Genomic DNA, 17,263 nt, shown 5'->3' with positions numbered 1-17,263 from the left:
CGTGGAATGGGCAGAGGTCGCTCTATCCTTTCATTCTAGTGCGCAACGGCGGCAGCGGCCGCCTCGTCGATGAGCCGCCCGGTGCGGAATCGCTCGAGCGTCAGGCCGGCAGCGAGCCTGTGGGGCTCGCCTCGCGCGATGAGATGGGCAAAGAGATTGGCCGAGCCCGGAGTCGCCTTGAAACCACCCGTTCCCCAACCGGCATTGAGGTACAGGCCCGGCACCGGCGTGACGCCCTGGATCGGCGAGCGGTCCTGCGTCACGTCGACGATGCCGCCCCATTGCCGCATCATCTTGACGCGGCGGAACATCGGGAAGAGTTCGCAGATCGCGTCCAGCGTATGGGTGATGATTTGCAAGCCGCCGGTCTGCGAATAGGAATTGTACTGGTCGGTGCCGGCGCCGATGACGAATTCGCCCTTGTCCGACTGCGAGATATAGGCATGCACCGAGTTCGACATCACGACGCAAGGGAAGATCGGCTTCAAGGGCTCGGAGACGAGCGCCTGTAGCGGCTGGCTCTGCAGCGGCACGCGCACGTCGGCCATCTGCATCAAGACCGAGGAGTGACCGGCAGCAGAGATACCGACCTTCTTCGCGCCGATAAAGCCACGATTGGTATCGACGCCAATCACGCGACCGGTTGCATCGCGGCGGATGCCCGTCACTTCACAGTTCTGGATGATGTGAACGCCGCGGTCGGAAGCACCGCGCGCATAACCCCAGGCGACCGCATCGTGACGCGCGGTGCCGCCGCGCCGCTGCAGCGCCGCACCGTTTATCGGATAGCGAGCGGTCTTCGAAATGTCGAGCGGCGGACAATAGGCCTTGGCCTGTTCCGGCGTCAGCCACTCGTTGTCGATACCGTAGAGCCGGTTGGCATTGATGTGCCGCTTGAAGGACTGCTGGTCGTGGATATTGTGCGACAGCATCATGACGCCGCGCGGCGAATACATGACGTTGTAGTTCAGATCCTGCGACAGGTTCTCCCAGAGCTTCAGCGAATGCTCGTAGATGTCCATGCTCTCTTCATAGAGATAGTTGGACCGGATGATCGTCGTGTTGCGGCCGGTGTTGCCGCCGCCGATCCAGCCCTTTTCGAGCACTGCGACATTGGTGATGCCATGCTCCTTGGCGAGGTAATAGGCAGCGCCCAGACCATGCCCGCCGCCGCCGATGATGATGACGTCATATTCCTTGCGCGGCTCCGGCGAGGCCCAATGCGGGCCCCAGCCCTTGTGGCCGCGCAGCGCCTCGCGCGCCACGGCAAAAACAGAATATTTGCGCATCCGCCTGCTACTCCATGAACCCCGAGAAAACGTGTTGTTGGCGTTAGAAATCGCAAATCTGAGAGCCGCGCAACGTTTCTTTTGCGACGCGATTCGGCCAACTTGAGCGGACTTGCGACATCGTGTTAAACACCCCGATAAGCCGCCATTCAGGGGCCGGCAGCGCAGAAGAAGCCCGAACTTGTGTTTTTTTCCGACCCGCTCGCGCTGTCGTCACTGGACTTTGCCCGCACGATCTGTTATCCGATTTTTCAATCGTCGAGCTGTCAGCTCAGCGAACGCAAATTTTTTTGCCTCCCCTTACCTGGCGGTGGGGCTTACAACTCGAAACAAAGGAACGGGATTCACGTGCAGGTACTTGTCCGCGATAACAATGTCGACCAGGCGCTCCGCGCTCTCAAGAAGAAGATGCAGCGCGAAGGCATTTTCCGCGAAATGAAGATGCGTGACTTCTACGAGAAGCCGTCCCAGAAGCGTGCGCGCGAAAAGGCCGAGGCCGTCCGCCGCGTTCGCAAGCTGGCTCGCAAGCGCGCACAGCGTGAAGGCCTTCTGGCTCGCTGATTTGTCGTTTTTTCGACGTTTTCTAATGTAAGTCGTGGCGGGGGCGAGATATCGCCGCCGCCTTTTTGTATGGACACCATGTCCGTCGGCAAGCTAGCGTGATGCGTCAGCTTGCGACGGTCAGCCGCCCGGACGGGATAAGCCGGTCGGATCGCCGGAGGATCTGATGAACCCTGGCTGGAGCCCCGCGTATTCGCCGGTCTCCGTAAACGGAAAGCCCGAAGCTTTCGGGACCTTGTCGCATTGAGGGATCGACTTTGACATTTGCTGCCATGACTGCGGACGTCTCCGCCATCCGTGAGGCGCACCGCCGCCACCAGCGCAGGCCGAAGCTTGCTGCCATGCTCATCCTCGGCTCCGCCCTGCTGCTTGCAGGCTGCCAGACCGACAACTCCGAATCGATGATCCGCGTCGAGCGGGCGCAGGGCTCGGAGGAAAACATCGCCTCGCTGTCGAGCGTCATCGCTTCCAACCCGAGCGATCCGGAAGGATATAATGTGCGCGGCTCGGCTTATGGTCGTGCCGGTGAATTCCGCCGGGCGCTTGCCGATTTCGACAAGGCTATCGAGCTCAACCCGCGCTTCTTCCAGGCCTATGCCAATCGTGCACTCGTCCAGCGCAACATGGGCAACCAACAGGCCGCAGTGGCTGACTACAACGCCGCGCTGCAGATCAACCCGAACTATGATGTCGCTTATATCGGCCGCGGCAATCTCTATCGCCAGGCCGGCCAGCTCGATGCCGCCTTCAACGATTTCAACAAGGCGATCCAGCTCGACACGAGCGATCCCCGCGCCTATCACAATCGCGGCCTGATCTATCAGGCGCGCAACGAGCATGGGCAGGCGATCGAGGATTTCTCGACGGCGATCTCGCTCTCGCCGAGCTCGCCGGAACCCTATAACGGCCGCGGCATTTCCTATGCCGCCCAGGGCGATGACGACAATGCCTTTTCTGATTTCAACACCGCCATCAACCTGAACGGCAAAGTGGCGGAGTCCTGGGCAAACCAGGCCCTGATCTATGAGCGCCGCGGTGAAAAGGCCAAGGCATCGAAGTCCTATTCGCATGCGCTTTCGCTCGATCCCAAATACGAGCCGGCCCGGGCGGGTCTCGCTCGTGTGAAATCGATGTCCTGATCCGATTTTGCAGCTTTCTTGACGCCCGCGACGATCTCGCGGGCGTTTTTTTGTGCTCTCCTCGACATGCGGAACACGTCCGGGCCCACCCCGGCATGGCGGAACCTTCACGGGTCTCAATCCGTTTGACCAATGGCTTCAATAACGGAGACTGAGCCATGATCAAGCAGACCTTCATCGCAGCGGCCGCCTTTGCTGCCCTTTCGGGCGCTGCACCCGCCGCTGCGCAAAGCTATGTCACGCTCGGCCGCCTTACCTGCGGCTCGGAAGGCGGCGCAGGGCTCATCATCACTTCGACGAAGAACCTCATGTGCACCTACAGGCCCGCCAACGGTGCGCCGACCGCCGTCTACGCGGGCATGATCCGGAAGTTCGGCCTTGACGTCGGCGCGACCGGCAAGAGCGTGATGATTTGGGACGTGCTGGCAAAGACCGGCACGCCGGTAACGGCGCACGCCCTTGCGGGCGAGTATTACGGCGTCGGAGCCGATGCGAGCTTTGCCGTCGGCGGCGGTGCCAAGGTGATCGCCGGTGGCACGAACAAGGCTTTCATGTTGCAGCCGGTGAATGTCCAGGTCCAGGAGGGGCTGAACATTGCCATCGGCGTCGACCAATTGACGCTGGCGCCCGCAGGCTGATCATCGCACCAGAGTCCGCCATGTCGCGGAAAACAGGCTCAAGGCCCCGGTCAATCCGGGGCCTTTGCCATTCAGACATGCTCTGGGGCAGCTCAAGCAGAGCGAACTGCAACTGTTCGAACGAGCAAATGTCGAATAGCTTATGGTATCGGTCATTTGCCCGCAGGTGGCAGCAAGAGGCAGATGTCGTCAGGAAGAATGATGAACGACCAGCAGATCCGCGAGCTGATACTATGGACATCCGAGCAGGGAATCCGGGGGAGCGAGGAACCCGAGCTGCTCGCCGGCTTCTGCGAGCGGTGCCAAGAGGCCGGAATCCCCATCGAGCGTGCGCTCGGCCTGATCGACACGCTTCATCCCGAAATCGAGGGCCGTTCCTTCACTTGGGACAGCGAAAGCGGGGACGTCCCCGAGGTCACTCCCTATGGATCGACCGCCACCGGCGAGATGCAGGCGAGCTGGCAGCGCTCGATCTTCTATCACATGCTCATGGAACGTCAGGCGGAGCGCCGCATCCGACTCGCCGCTGAAACGTCCATTCCCTACAATTTTCTCGACACGTTGAAGGCCGAAGGGCACACGGACTGCTTCACCACGATCCACTACTTCACCGATCAGGGCCGCGTCGGCGAGATGGATTGCTTTTACTCCTATTGGACGACGAAAAAGAAGGGGGGCTTCAGCGAAGAGGACCTCAATGCCCTGAGAGTGCTGTTGCCGACGCTTGCGCTCGCCGTCAAGGCGGCCTCATGCGTACGCATCATCGGCACGCTTGCCGATGTCTATCTCGGCCAGGACGCCGGGCAGCGCGTCGTCAAGGGCAGTATCGTGCGTGGGTCGGCCGAGAAAATCGAGACCGTCATGTGGTTTTCCGACCTGCGCAACTATACGCGGATCTCCGATACGGTCGCACCAGAGGAAATCATTCCGCTTCTCAACGACTATGCCGGAACCGTGATCACCGCCATCCACGACCACGGCGGCAGCGTCTTGAAGCTCATCGGTGACGGCGTACTTGCAATCTTCAAAGCCGAGGACCGCGCCAGCGCCTGCGCCTCGGCAGTCGCCGCCGAGCGGCAGTTGCGCCTGATGCTGAGCGAGATGAACGCACAGCGGCTCGAAGACGGAAAGCCGACGACCGACGTCTACCTGGGCCTGCATATCGGCGAAGTCTTTTACGGCAATATCGGCAGCCAGAGCCGGCTCGACTTCACGGTCGTCGGCCCGGCGGTCAACGAGGTAAGCCGGATCGCGTCGATGTGCCGGTCGGTCGAACGACATGTGATCATGTCTTCGGAATTCGTCGAGGCGTGCCCACCTGCGCTTCGCGCCGACGCCGTGTCGCTTGGCCGTTTTGCGTTGCGCGGCATCGCCCGTGCAAGGGAGCTTTTTACCTGGGACCCGGAGATTGCTGCCGGTTGATTCTTACGACATCACATCGTCTTACGACATCGCATCGGCGGAGCGCTTCTCGGCGAACACCCTGACCAACCAATCGATGAACACGCGCACGCGCGGCGAAAGCTGCCGACTGCGCGGATAAAACAGCGAAACCGGCGTCGGCGTCGGCCGGCAATGCTTCAAGACCTCGATAAGCGTGCCGTTTTCCAGGTCGCTCTCGACGTGGTAGCGCGGCGCCTGAATGAGGCCAAGCCCCAGCCGCGCCGCCGCCACGAAGCTTTCCGCCGCGTTGACGGCGACGGTTGCCGGCAGCGTAACTGTGCGAACAACCGTCTCCTCGACAAACTCGAGCGGCAGCAGATTGCCCGTCGCCGAGGAGCGAAACCCGATCATCCTGTGTCTATCGAGGTCGTCGATCGCGCTCGGCAGGCCGAAACGCGCGATATAGGCCGGGGAGGCGCAAGTGATCTCATCGAGCATCGCCACGCGCCGTCCGATCATGTCGCTTGTTTGCGGCTCGCCGACACGCAACACACAGTCGATACCCTCCCGGACCAGATCCACCAGGCGATCCCCTTCGCTCATGTAGAGTTCTATATCGGGATAAGTTTCGAGAAAGGCCGGAAGGCTGGGTAGGACGAAGTGTCGTGCCAGCGTGCCGTGAACATCGACCCTGAGAAGCCCCTTTGGCTTCGCCCCGGCAAACGCACCCTCGGCATCCTCGATATCGTCCAGAATGGCGATGCAGCGCTGATAATAGGCCTCGCCATCAAGCGTAGGGCTCACATGCCGCGTCGTGCGCTGCAGGAGCCGCACACCGAGCCGCGCCTCGAGTTGCTTGACCGCATCGGTCACGGTCGAGCGCGGCAGGCCGAGATCTTCGGAGGCGAGCGTGAAGCTTCTCCGCTCGATGACGCGGGAAAAGACCCGCATGGCATCCAATCTGTCCATTGTTCGATTAGTCCGGATAGTGTTGGCGAGTAACGCATGATTATCCGTAATCGAAACAGGGGCATCTTCTCCTTGTCAACACGCAATGCGCTTCAATCGAAGGAGAGAAGAGATGTCTGCAAATACGAACAAGGTTGCAATCGTCACTGGCGCCTCGCGCGGCATTGGCGCCGCCATCGCCGAACGCCTGGCAAGGGATGGCTTTACCGTCGTCATCAACTATTCCGGCGAAGCCGCGCCCGCCGAGGCGCTGGCGCACAGGATAGAGGAGGGAGGCGGCCGCGCCCTGACCGCCAAGGCGGATGTCAGCAGCGCCGAAGCCGTGCGCCGGATGTTCGATGCTGCGGAAACGGCGTTCGGGGGCGTGGATGTCCTCGTCAACAATGCCGGTATTCTGAAGACCGCCACGCTCGCCGACACCGGCGACGACGAATTCGACCGCCAATTCGCAATCAACGCAAAGGGCACATTCAACACGATGCGCGAGGCCGCAGGGCGGATGCGAGATGGTGGCCGGATCGTCAATTTCTCATCGACGACGTTGGCGCTGAACATGCCCGGCTACGCTGCCTACAACGGCACCAAGGCGGCGGTCGAAGCCTTCACCCGCGTCTTCGCGAAGGAACTGCGCGGTCGCAACATCACCGTCAACGCCGTCGCCCCCGGCCCGATCGCCACCGATCTCTTCCTTACCGGCAAGAGCGACGAGCTGATCGCCAATTTCGCCAAGATGCCGCCGCTCGAACGGCTTGGCCAACCGGACGACATCGCCAATGTCGTCGCCTTCCTCGCCGGTCCCGACGCCGGCTGGGTGAATGGCCAGGTCCTGCGCGCTAACGGCGGCGTCGCCTGAGCGTACCCATTCAATTCAACCCAATGGAAGATCAACTCATGAGCAAGGACGTTATCGTCATCACCGGCGCCTCCAGCGGCTTTGGCGCCCTCACCGCCCGCGCACTCGCAAAGGCGGGGCATGTGGTTTATGCCGGCATGCGCGCAACCGACGGCCGCAACGCAACCCAGGCCGAGGCGGCGAAAACATTCGCCGTCGAGAATGGCGTCGATCTTCGGCCAATCGAGTTCGATGTCATCTCCGACGACTCCGTCGACGCGGCGATCGCCAGGATCGTCGCCGATCAGGATCGGATTGATGTAATCGTGCACAATGCCGGCCATATGTCCTTCGGTCCCGCCGAGGCGTTCACGCCGGACCAGTTTGCCGCGCTTTACGACGTCAACGTGCTCTCGACGCAGCGCGTGAACCGGGCTGCCCTTCCCCACATGCGCAAGCGGGGCAAGGGGCTGGTTGTATGGGTTTCGTCTTCGAGCACGCGCGGCGGCACGCCGCCTTTCCTGGCGCCCTATTTCGCCGCCAAGGCCGCGATGGACTCGCTCGCTGTCTCCTACGCCTCCGAACTCACCCGTTGGGGCATTGAAACCGCCATCATCGTCCCGGGCGCCTTCACCAGGGGAACCAACCACTTCGCCCATTCCGGCACACCGGCGGATACGGCGCGCGCCAGCGAATATACCGAAGGTCCGTACAAGGGTGTGCCCGAACAGGCGCTGACGGGCTTGGCCGCACTCGAGCCGGCCGATGCTGACGCGGGCGCCGTTGCGGCTGCCATCGTCGATATCGTCAAAATGCCCTTCGGCACCCGTCCTTTCCGTACACACGTCGATCCCTCTCAGGACGGCGCGGAAATCGTCAATGGCGTCGCCGACCGCGTTCGGGCGGAAATGTATCGCAACATCGGGCTTCAGGATCTGCTGAAGCCGCATGTCATCGGCTGATCTTAAAGATTCAGGCTCGCCACCGATCGCAGGCGACGATCGTTTACCCGTGTGGCCGGAGCCTCGGATGAAGCTGAGCAGTTCCAGGAGAAGTGTCTAACGGTTTCTCCGTCCGGAATTGCGTGGCGTTCAAACACAAAGATGCCCGCCTCGCGGCGGGCATCTCCGTCTGAATTCTGCGATCTCGTCAGTGATTGATGGCCTTGACGATTTCCTCGGTGACTTTTTTGGCATCGCCGAGCAGCATCATCGTGCCGTCCTTGTAGAACAGCGTGTTGTCGATGCCGGCATAGCCGGAGCCGAGCGAGCGTTTGACGAACACGCAGGTCTTGGCCTTGTCGACGTCGAGGATCGGCATGCCGTAGATCGGCGAGGTCTTGTCGTCGCGCGCCGCCGGGTTGGTGACGTCGTTGGCGCCGATAACATAGGCGATATCGGCCTGGGCGAATTCCGAGTTGATATCCTCGAGCTCGAAAACCTCGTCATAGGGCACGTTGGCCTCGGCGAGCAGCACGTTCATATGGCCGGGCATGCGCCCGGCGACCGGGTGGATGGCGTATTTGACCTCGACGCCATTTTCCTTGAGCTTGTCGGCGAGTTCCCGGAGCGCGTGCTGCGCCTGTGCCACCGCCATGCCGTAGCCCGGCACGATGATCACCTTCGAGGCGTTCTGCATCAGGAAGGCGGCGTCGTCGGCCGAGCCCTGCTTGACGGTCCGCTGGATGCCGTCGTCGCCGCCGGCTTGCGCCGTCTCGCCGCCGAAGCCGCCGAGGATCACCGAGACGAACGAGCGATTCATGCCCTTGCACATGATGTAGGAGAGGATCGCACCCGACGAGCCGACCAGCGCGCCGGTGATGATCAGCGCCAGGTTGCCGAGGGTGAAACCGATGCCGGCCGCCGCCCAGCCGGAATAGGAATTGAGCATCGACACGACCACCGGCATGTCGGCGCCGCCGATCGGGATGATGATCAGAACGCCGAACACCAGCGACAGGAGAACGATCGCCCAGAAATCGAAATGGCTTTCGGTCAGTGCCAGCCCGATGATGAAGAAGACGACGAGGGCGACGAGCGCGATGTTGATCGCATGGCGGTAGGGCAGAAGGATCGGCTTGCCCGACATGCGGCCGTCGAGCTTCAGGAAGGCGATGACCGAGCCGGTGAAGGTGATCGCGCCGATGGCGACGCCGAGCGCCATTTCGACGAGCGCCTGGGCGTGGATCGCACCGATCTCGCCGATGCCGAACGAGGACGGCGCATAGAGCGCAGCGGCGGCCACCAGTACCGCGGCAAGGCCGACGAGCGAATGGAAGCCGGCAACGAGCTGCGGCATCGCCGTCATCGGAATGCGCTTGGCGATGTAGGCGCCGGCACCGCCACCGAGCGCAAGTCCAAGCACGATCAGCAGGAACCCGCCGACCGACGGCTGCGCCAGAAAGAGCGTCGTAACGATGGCGATGCCCATGCCGATCATGCCGTAGGTGTTGCCCCGGCGGCTGGTGGTGGGGTGCGAAAGGCCGCGGAGCGCCATGATGAAGAGGACGCCGGAGACGAGATAGAGGAAGGCTGCGAAATTAGCGTTCATCGGCCGGCCTCACTTGTCTTTTTTCTTGTACATGGCGAGCATGCGCTGGGTGACCAGGAAGCCGCCGAAGATGTTGACCGAGGCAAGCGCCAGCGCGACGAAGCCGAAACCGGTGGCAAGCCCCGAAGCCGAGATCCCGACCGCCAGCAGCGCGCCGACGACGATCACCGAGGAGATCGCATTGGTCACCGCCATCAGCGGCGTATGCAAGGCCGGCGTTACCGACCACACGACGTAGTAACCGACGAAGATCGCCAATACGAAGATCGCGAGACGGAAGACGAAAGGATCGATAGCGCCGCCGGTGGCGCCATGCGCGACCGCTCCGGCCGCATCGGGCACGTATTCGGCCGCGGTCCTGACCGCTTCGACCGCCCGTTCGAGATCGGTGAGCGCCTTGTCGAGAAGTTCATTCGCCATCACTTGTCCCCCTCTTTCGCGCCGCCGAAGGCTGGGTGCACCACGGCCCCGCCGTGGGTCAGCGCCGTCGCCTTGACGAGCTCGTCCTCCATGTTGAGCGCCAGCGCCCTGGTCTCCTTCGAGACCATCGTCTCGAGGAAGGTGACGAGGTTCTTGGCGTAGAGCAGCGAGGCGGAAGCGGCGATGCGGCCCGGCACGTTCAAGTGGCCGATGACCTTGACGCCATCGACGGCGACGACCTTGCCGGCTTCCGCGCCCTCGACATTGCCGCCACGCTCGACCGCGAGGTCGACGGCAATCGAGCCGGGCTTCATCGTCTTCAGCATCTCGCGCGTGACCAGACGCGGCGCCGGCCGGCCGGGAATCAGCGCCGTGGTGATGACGATATCCTGCTTGGCGATATGCTCGGCGACAAGCGCGGCCTGTTTCCCCTGATATTCCTTCGACATCTCCTTGGCGTAGCCGCCGGCGGTCTCGGCCGCCTTGAACTCTTCGTCCTCGACGGCGATGAACTTGGCGCCGAGCGAGGCGACCTGCTCCTTGGCGGCGGGCCTGACATCGGTGGCCGAGACGACAGCGCCGAGACGCCGCGCGGTGGCGATCGCCTGCAGACCGGCAACACCGGCGCCCATGACGAAGATCTTCGCCGCCGGCACGGTGCCAGCCGCCGTCATCATCATCGGCAGCGCCCGATCATATTCGCAAGCCGCGTCGATCACCGCCTGATAGCCGGCGAGGTTGGCCTGGGACGACAAGACGTCCATCGACTGCGCCCGGGTAATGCGCGGCATCAGTTCCATGGCGAAGGAGGTCAAGCCCGCGCCGGCCATCGCCGCGATGGCGGCCTCGTTGCCATAGGGATCCATGATCGCGATGACGATCGCGCCGGACTTGTAGCTCGCGATCTCGGCGTTTGTGGGCCGGCGCACCTTCAGCACCACGTCGGCGCTCGCGGCATCCGCCGTCGGCCCGATGCGCGCGCCAACCTTCTCGTATTCCGCATCAGGAATGCGCGACCTCAGGCCGGCGCCGGCCTCGACGACCACGTCGAAGCCCAGCGACTTCAGTTTCTTGATGCTTTCGACCGAACCCGCGACGCGCCCTTCGTGCGCATCCGTTTCCTTGGCGATAAAGACAACCTCGCTCACAAGTCCCCTCCCGACTCGCAATCGAGCCGAGGCCGGACCACGAGTATCTTGTTCGACTGCTGGAGCGACCACCCTTATGGCGGGCCGCATCCATGGTGACAGGCACTCTTCCGTCGAAGGCGGGCACGCCCGCCGCCGAAAACGTTCCTCACGCGGTGAGGTAGAGCCGGATTGCGTCCGACGGCCGGAGACGGGGCGCCCTCCTGCCCCGCAACCGGCAAGGAATGTCAGAGAAACCGGTCAGCGAAGAAGGAAGAAACCGGCCACGTTGAGGATGATCAACAGCACGAGCGAGCTGAAGAAGCCCATCGTCGTGAAGAAGGCCGCAGCCATCGCAATCAGCAGCGTTGCGCAGAACAACGTGCCGTATTTCGTCGCGTTCAGGAAGAGGTTGTAGGTCTTCTCATGCTCGGAATAGTCCATCGGAGCGCCCGTTTCGACCGGTCCCGAATGATGCTCTGCCATCGTCCAATTCTCCCAGAATGCTGCGGGGCGCGGCCAGTGGCCCCGTCCGCCTTTCAAACTTGATCCACGACGGAACCGCCTGCCGGGCATGTGAGCAGACAGTCCTTTAGCTCCGCATACACAATGCGAAAGCCATGCGCAACGAAAACTCGCCCGCCAGACTGCGGCATAAACGATATCCTGTTCGCGCTCTTTCGTTGGCTGGAACCGACCTGCCTACAGCGCCGCGCGTCCAAATCGGACGCGCAATGGGCGCTGTAGCATTTTGCATCCTGCATGTTTTTATTCTTAAACCGGCTGCGATTTAAGGAAACATTCGGTCGTCAGCCGCTCGCGGAGAAGCGAGAGGAGGCGCGACGGTAGCCGCCTTGCGCAATTCGCGCGGTCGGCAGGATCGTCAGCGGTGCGAACGGCACCTCGTTGCGGTCCGCAAACATCATCCGCCGCTCGAACGGTTCGGAGTCGAAAATCGGATAGCGATCGAGGATGGAGGGTCGTTGACCACGCACCCGCGCGACCAGCAGGGCGCCGTCGGCATTGTAGACACCCAGATTTTCCCGGCACGCCACGACCGTCTCGGAGGCAAAGATACGCTTGTAGAAGGCCGCATGGCGCGGTCGGCAAGCCGTCAGGCAGCGGTCGGCGGTGAAATATTCACAAGCCATCGCGACCGGCCGCAGCGTCAGATAGGGCAGCGCCCGCATCTCGTCGCCTAGCACCTCAGGGTCCACGGCAAGCCGGCCCGGATCGATCAGCACCATACCCGCGTCCAGGAAGGTATCGATCTCCGGACCGAAGATAATTCCGGACGTGCTTGCCCGATGGTCCGGCGTCACGTGATGGACACGCACCGTGCTGACCAGGCTTTCGTCGAGGTAGATGCCGAAGACATAGGCATGGCTGTCGAAGTCGAGGTCATCGATCAGTGTCGACCCTGTCAGCTCCATCAGGTTGACGGCCTTGTAAGCCTTGTACCTGAGCCGCGCGATGTCTTCCATGTCCTCGCCGGTTTCGACGCGCCTGTATTCGACGCGATCGAGCAGTTGCATCAGCTTCTCGGAAAAAATCCCAGGCTCCGCCTGGCGCCCATCAGCACCCATCAATCGACCCCCATAGTTAACAAAGGGTTAACCTATTGACGGTTGACGAGGTGGCAACCACAAAATGACACAGACTGCACTTAACCTTTTGTTAACCTTAACAAAGGGTTAAGTTTTATGGTAAATCCGCAAGTTGAGGACCGAAAACCATCGGCGAGAGGCCGCTGCGGGCGGAATTGCGGAGCGCGGCAGATCTTGAAACGAATGCGCCAGGGTTAAGACACGGCGTCAGGCGATGCGTTGGCTGGACGACTTCGTGGCTCGTTTCCGTGCACCTTGCTTGCACAAGGCGTCGATTGCGGAGGCCGGCATCGGTGCTGCGAAGACATAACCCTGTATCAGATCGGCGCAGTTGAACTCATTGATCAGCTGCAGCTGATCCGCAGTCTCCACGCCCTCGACAACCGTTTTCAGGCCAAGGGCACGGGCGAGATTGGCGGTGCCCCGCAGCAGCTTGAAGCGGCGCGCGTCTTCACGGATGTTGCGAACGAAGGACCGATCGATCTTGATGATGCCCGCAGGCAGCGCATCGAGATAGCTGAGGCTCGAATAGCCGGTCCCGAAATCATCGATGGCGATGGTTATGCCGCGGTCATGCAGGTCTCGGAGGATGCCCTGGACCTTGGTCGGCTCATCCATCAGGCAGCTTTCCGTCACTTCGAGGTGCAGCCGCGCCGGGTCCAGCCCCGTTTCCCGCAGTGCCTCGGTGACTATTGAAGCGATCTCGTCGCCCCTGAGATCGAGGACCGAAAGGTTGACCGACACGGATACGTCCGCCGGCCAGCGCATGCAGTCCGTGCATGCCTGGCGCAGAACATAGCGCGTGATGTCGGTGACGACCCCCATCTCTTCGGCAAGCTGGATGAACACGTTCGGGGGCACAGGCCCACGCTCCGGATGCGTCCAACGCGCCAGCGCCTCGCAGCATTCGATCCGCGATCCGTCCGGAGTGAACATCGGTTGGTAGGACAGGCTCAAGCTATTTGCGGCGAGCGCGTCGCGCAGATCGCTCTTGAGCTTCTGCCGGTCGAGATAGCGGGCGTCCATCTCGCCTTCGAAGGCCGTGCAGCCACCCTTGTTCTTTGCCTTGGTCTCCGAGAGCGCCAGATCCGCCTTGATCTGCAGTTCCTCGAAACGGAAATCGCCGCTTTCCACGATGACGAAGCCGGCGCTCATGGTCATGTTGAACGTGAAGCCGCCGGCCACGTAAATGCCACGCATGCCGGCATGCACGGCCCGGATCCGGTCTTCCAGATCGGAGGCATTTGCCTTGTTGGGAAAGAAGACCACGAACTCGTCGCCCATCAGGCGGGCGGCAATCGCATCGTTGCCCGCAAGGCTCTTGAGGCGTTCGGCGATCGCCTGAAGCAGCTTGTCGCCGACGATATGCCCTCGTGTATCGTTGACGTGCTTGAATTCCGCCACGTCGACGAGGAGAAAGCCCACGTCGCGCTGATGCCCGCCATTGGCAAGCATCGCGTTATGGGCAAGTTCGGCAAAATAGTCTCGGCTCGGCAGTCCCGTCAGCGTATCGAAGCGAACCATCTGCAGGATCTGCCTTTCCGCCTGCACGCGTGCCGTCACATCCTCGAAGATCAACACGATCTCGCCGTTGTCGCGTCGATTCGCCGAAAATTCGAGCGAGAGGTCCTGTGACGTGGAGATCAGCGCTCGCGACCGCTTTCCCTGGATGAGCAAATCGAGCTGCCGCGCGATCTTGTCCTTGTTGTCCGCGCCAAGCGACATGCGGTCGGCGGCATGTTCCAGCACTTCGCTGAGCAGGCGGTCCTTGAGATCGGCCTTGTCGCCGAGCCTCAGGAGTTCGCAGGCGCGTTCATTCGCGACCACGATGCGATTGTGGCCGTCGAGCATGAAAAGCCCGTGGGTCATGTTGTTGAGTGCCGCGTCGAACTGCCCGGCAATCGTCGCGATTTCCCGCGCGGCGAGGACATTCTCGTAAAGAAAGGCGCGCACATTGTTCGCCATCGTCCAGGTGGTCAGGATGAAAGGCAATATCAGCACCGCCAGGACGAGCATGTAGGGGTCTTGCAGGGTCAAGAGACCGACCACGATCGGCAGGCAGGCCGCCGACGACAACAAAAGGACTGCCCGTTCGGAACCATAGTTCCGGCCCACAAGCGAGATCATAGACGCGAGCGTCACCGAAATGCACGCCAGTTCGGAGAAGGAATCCTGACTGACGGCGATTGCATATCCGCAGGCAATGCCGCAGGTCAGCGTCACGCTCACGCCGCCGACGATGTATCGGTTCTCCCATTTTCTGACGGTCGCGTTGTCGGCGCCGGAAAAATCCTGCCGGTCGAACCGGGCCATGTCGATGTTGCGCAGCGCCCAAACGACGACAATAGTCGCGGCGCAGGTCAGATAGAGGGGATCGGAGGTCTTGAGAAAGACAAGCAGGAAGGTCACGACATGCGACAGCATGCCGATCACCAGCGTCCGGCGATGTTCATAGAGCGAACTCACAGACGACAGGTAGACATCTGTCGGAAGAGCGCCCCGTTCATTGGGCATCATGAACCAAGCTCCGGGTTTGCCGGATTGTTAAGGTCGAGGACTTAACGAAAGATTTCGCCTAACTTCCCGAAAGACCTGCCAAATTGCAGGATAGCTTGCAAAACGGCATTGGGGTAGATGCACCGATTCAACCCAGTATTGTAGAAGACTCGAAATAAGCCCGGCTTTCACAACCAAGCATAGTATTTCTGCGTCAGAAATTCGGACTGCGACTTGCACATTTCTTCGACTGGCTGAGGCGCCGCTGCTTTTTTCCGGATGAAATGGTTACCCGACCTTGAAGAAATGCCCTTAATTCCTGCCGCGCTCATCTCCGGAGCCGCCGGACGAACCGGGTCGCCGGCCGCGGATCATCGGCAACGATTCTCCATAGTTGACTTTAACCAATATCTGACTGCAAGGCTTTTTCGAACGGAAACGGAGTTTGATGATGTCGAAACCTGTCGTTGCGGTCCCTTGCGACTTTCGCGAATTCGACGGCAATGTCTGGCATGTTGCCGCCCATCAATATGTGCGTGCGGCGGTCGAAGGCGCTGGTGTCATGCCATTTCTCATTCCCGCGCTGGAAACCGGCAATGACATCGATGAGATCCTCGATCGCGTCGACGGCGTTCTCGCCAGCGGCGCACGCTCCAATGTCCACCCTTCCCTCTACGGAAGGCGAGCGACGGACGCTGACGGTCCGTTCGATCCCGGTCGCGATGCCACCAGCCTGCCGCTGATCCGCCGCGCGCTTGATCGCGGCATTCCGCTGCTCGCCATCTGCCGCGGCATTCAGGAGCTCAACGTTGCCCTCGGCGGCACGCTCGCGACCGAAATCCAGGACCAGCCGGGCATCTGGGATCATCGCAAGCCCGATGTCCCCGAACTCGACGTCGCCTACGGCATTCGCCAGGACGTGATCGTCAAGGAAGGAAGCTGCCTGGCGCCCGTTCTCGGCGTCGGCCGCATCAGGGTCAACTCCCTGCACCGGCAGGCGATCGCCGCGACCGCGCCGCGCCTCGCCGTCGAAGCGGTAGCCGACGACGGTACGATAGAGGCGGTGTCGGTCATCGGCGCCAAGGCCTTCGCCGTCGGCGTGCAATGGCATCCGGAATACTGGGTGAAGACCGATGCGCCCTCGGCCTCGCTTTTCAAGGCCTTTGGTGATGCGGTGCGTGGCTATAGAGAGGCGAAGGCCTGATCTCGCTGGCTCTTTGAGACCACGCAATTCCGGACGGAAACGTTACACACTTTTCCTGGAATGCGCTTTCAGCCTTTGCGCCGGAACGGCGTTTCAACGACCGGCGTGAGGGCCTCTCCGGTCGAAAACCACGCCTTCAAATTGTCGACGACGAGATCGGACATTGCATTGCGGGTCACCACAGACGCGGATGCCACATGCGGCAGAAGCGACACGTTCGGAAGGGCCAGCAGGGCCTCCGGCACATGTGGCTCATTTTCGAAGACATCGAGCCCCGCTCCCGCGATGACACCGTTCTGGAGGGCCGCCACCAGCGCGGCCTCGTCCACGGTCGAGCCGCGGCCCACATTGATCAGCACGCCCTGCGGCCCGAGCGCCGCCAGAACATCGGCGTTGACGGCCTTCAGTGTGCTTGACGTGCCCGGTACGATCACGATCAGCGTGTCGACCGCTTCGGCAAGACTCTTGAGGCTCGAATGATATGCAAAGGCTAGCCCCTCGCGCGGCGTGCGTGTGTGGTAGGCGATCGAGACGCCGAAGGCTTCGAGTCTCCTTGCGATCGCAAGGCCAATCCGCCCCAGGCCGAAGAGCCCGATTTTGCGCCCCCGGAGCGAGAGCGGGGAAAGCGGAAAGGCCCCTTCCCGGATCCAGCGGCCCTGCCGCAGCCATTGCTCTGCCTGCGGCAGGAGCCGCAGCGTGTTGATGAGTAGGCCGATCGCGGTATCGGCGACTTCCTCGGTCAGGACATCCGGCGTGTTTGTGACGACAATTCCTCGCGCCGCCGCGCGGGTAACGTCGACGCCGTCATAGCCAACGCCAAAATTGGCGACGATTTCGAGATGAGGAAATGCATCCATGAGGTCCACCGGCAGGCGGCCGGAGACCGCTATGCCGACGACATCCGCCATGTCCGGCGCCACCAGCTCCGCATCGGCCCGTTCCATGCGCACGATCTCGAACATTTCAGGGAGCCGGTCGAGAATGCGCTGGTTGATCTTGCCGGGCACGAGAATTCTGGGACGGCTCTCGGACATGGATGCTCCTTTCA

The 17,263-nt window shown here is 61.8% G+C and carries 16 protein-coding genes; 7 read left to right on the top strand and 9 right to left on the bottom strand.

The features are described from left to right. Positions 1-35: 35 nt before the first annotated feature. The gene (locus QN224_RS12335; RefSeq protein WP_283976870.1) at positions 36-1,289 is read right to left on the bottom strand and encodes a sarcosine oxidase subunit beta family protein; all 1,254 of its coding nucleotides are present in this window, start codon (positions 1,287-1,289) and stop codon (positions 36-38) included. A 348-nt stretch (positions 1,290-1,637) separates the two neighbouring features. Here QN224_RS12335 and rpsU point away from each other — a divergent pair, with 348 nt between their 5' ends. The 4 genes from rpsU to QN224_RS12315 all read left to right on the top strand — a co-directional run bounded on the left by rpsU (position 1,638) and on the right by QN224_RS12315 (position 5,049). Beyond that, positions 1,638-1,850 (top strand): 30S ribosomal protein S21, encoded by a 213-nt coding sequence (gene rpsU, locus QN224_RS12330; protein ID WP_012709405.1) that lies wholly within the window; start codon positions 1,638-1,640, stop codon positions 1,848-1,850. Between the two features lie 272 nt (positions 1,851-2,122). Beyond that, the gene (locus QN224_RS12325; protein ID WP_173509077.1) at positions 2,123-2,989 is read left to right on the top strand and encodes a tetratricopeptide repeat protein; all 867 of its coding nucleotides are present in this window, start codon (positions 2,123-2,125) and stop codon (positions 2,987-2,989) included. A gap of 158 nt (positions 2,990-3,147) precedes the next feature. Further along, positions 3,148-3,627, top strand: coding sequence for a DUF992 domain-containing protein (locus QN224_RS12320; protein ID WP_283976869.1), 480 nt, complete (start codon positions 3,148-3,150; stop codon positions 3,625-3,627). Positions 3,628-3,828: 201 nt separating this feature from the next. Beyond that, positions 3,829-5,049: an adenylate/guanylate cyclase domain-containing protein gene (locus tag QN224_RS12315; protein WP_283976868.1), complete on the top strand. Its 1,221-nt coding sequence runs from the start codon at positions 3,829-3,831 to the stop codon at positions 5,047-5,049. 21 nt (positions 5,050-5,070) lie between these two features. Here QN224_RS12315 and QN224_RS12310 read toward each other — a convergent pair whose 3' ends face one another. Beyond that, complete coding sequence (locus QN224_RS12310; RefSeq protein ID WP_283976867.1) at positions 5,071-5,979, bottom strand: LysR family transcriptional regulator; 909 nt, start codon at positions 5,977-5,979, stop codon at positions 5,071-5,073. Between the two features lie 112 nt (positions 5,980-6,091). Between QN224_RS12310 and QN224_RS12305 the strand changes: the two genes are divergently transcribed. After that, positions 6,092-6,832, top strand: a complete 741-nt coding sequence (locus QN224_RS12305) for an SDR family oxidoreductase (protein ID WP_283976866.1) — start codon at positions 6,092-6,094, stop codon at positions 6,830-6,832. Between the two features lie 38 nt (positions 6,833-6,870). Further along, positions 6,871-7,773: an SDR family oxidoreductase gene (locus tag QN224_RS12300; RefSeq protein ID WP_283976865.1), complete on the top strand. Its 903-nt coding sequence runs from the start codon at positions 6,871-6,873 to the stop codon at positions 7,771-7,773. Between the two features lie 187 nt (positions 7,774-7,960). Here QN224_RS12300 and QN224_RS12295 read toward each other — a convergent pair whose 3' ends face one another. The 6 genes from QN224_RS12295 to QN224_RS12270 form a co-directional block, all read right to left on the bottom strand. Then, positions 7,961-9,361, bottom strand: coding sequence for an NAD(P)(+) transhydrogenase (Re/Si-specific) subunit beta (locus QN224_RS12295; RefSeq protein WP_173509072.1), 1,401 nt, complete (start codon positions 9,359-9,361; stop codon positions 7,961-7,963). 9 nt (positions 9,362-9,370) lie between these two features. Continuing rightward, positions 9,371-9,781, bottom strand: a complete 411-nt coding sequence (locus QN224_RS12290) for an NAD(P) transhydrogenase subunit alpha (protein WP_283976864.1) — start codon at positions 9,779-9,781, stop codon at positions 9,371-9,373. Then, positions 9,781-10,929 (bottom strand): Re/Si-specific NAD(P)(+) transhydrogenase subunit alpha, encoded by a 1,149-nt coding sequence (locus QN224_RS12285; protein WP_173509071.1) that lies wholly within the window; start codon positions 10,927-10,929, stop codon positions 9,781-9,783. Before QN224_RS12285 ends, QN224_RS12290 begins: the two co-directional genes overlap by 1 nt. 240 nt (positions 10,930-11,169) lie before the next feature. Further along, positions 11,170-11,394: an aa3-type cytochrome c oxidase subunit IV gene (locus QN224_RS12280; RefSeq protein WP_173509070.1), complete on the bottom strand. Its 225-nt coding sequence runs from the start codon at positions 11,392-11,394 to the stop codon at positions 11,170-11,172. A gap of 323 nt (positions 11,395-11,717) precedes the next feature. After that, a complete protein-coding gene (locus QN224_RS12275; protein ID WP_173509069.1) occupies positions 11,718-12,494 on the bottom strand; it encodes a hypothetical protein in 777 nt (258 codons plus the stop codon). 228 nt (positions 12,495-12,722) lie between these two features. Then, entirely contained in the window at positions 12,723-15,032 is a 2,310-nt protein-coding gene (locus tag QN224_RS12270) for a bifunctional diguanylate cyclase/phosphodiesterase (RefSeq protein ID WP_283976863.1), read from the bottom strand. A 430-nt stretch (positions 15,033-15,462) separates the two neighbouring features. On the opposite strand from QN224_RS12270, the gene QN224_RS12265 reads away from it, so the two are divergent. Continuing rightward, positions 15,463-16,215 (top strand): gamma-glutamyl-gamma-aminobutyrate hydrolase family protein, encoded by a 753-nt coding sequence (locus QN224_RS12265; RefSeq protein ID WP_173509068.1) that lies wholly within the window; start codon positions 15,463-15,465, stop codon positions 16,213-16,215. 68 nt (positions 16,216-16,283) lie between these two features. Here QN224_RS12265 and QN224_RS12260 read toward each other — a convergent pair whose 3' ends face one another. Further along, positions 16,284-17,249 carry a 2-hydroxyacid dehydrogenase gene (locus QN224_RS12260; RefSeq protein WP_173509067.1) on the bottom strand — a complete coding sequence of 322 codons (966 nt, stop codon included), beginning with the start codon at positions 17,247-17,249 and terminating at the stop codon, positions 16,284-16,286. Between the last annotated feature and the right edge of the window lie 14 nt (positions 17,250-17,263).

Source organism: Sinorhizobium sp. 7-81 (assembly GCF_030124405.1).
GTDB classification, from domain to species: Bacteria; Pseudomonadota; Alphaproteobacteria; order Rhizobiales; family Rhizobiaceae; genus Sinorhizobium; species Sinorhizobium psoraleae.
The sequence above is the reverse complement of the archived record's forward strand: the minus strand, read 5'-3'. Positions and strand labels throughout refer to the sequence as shown.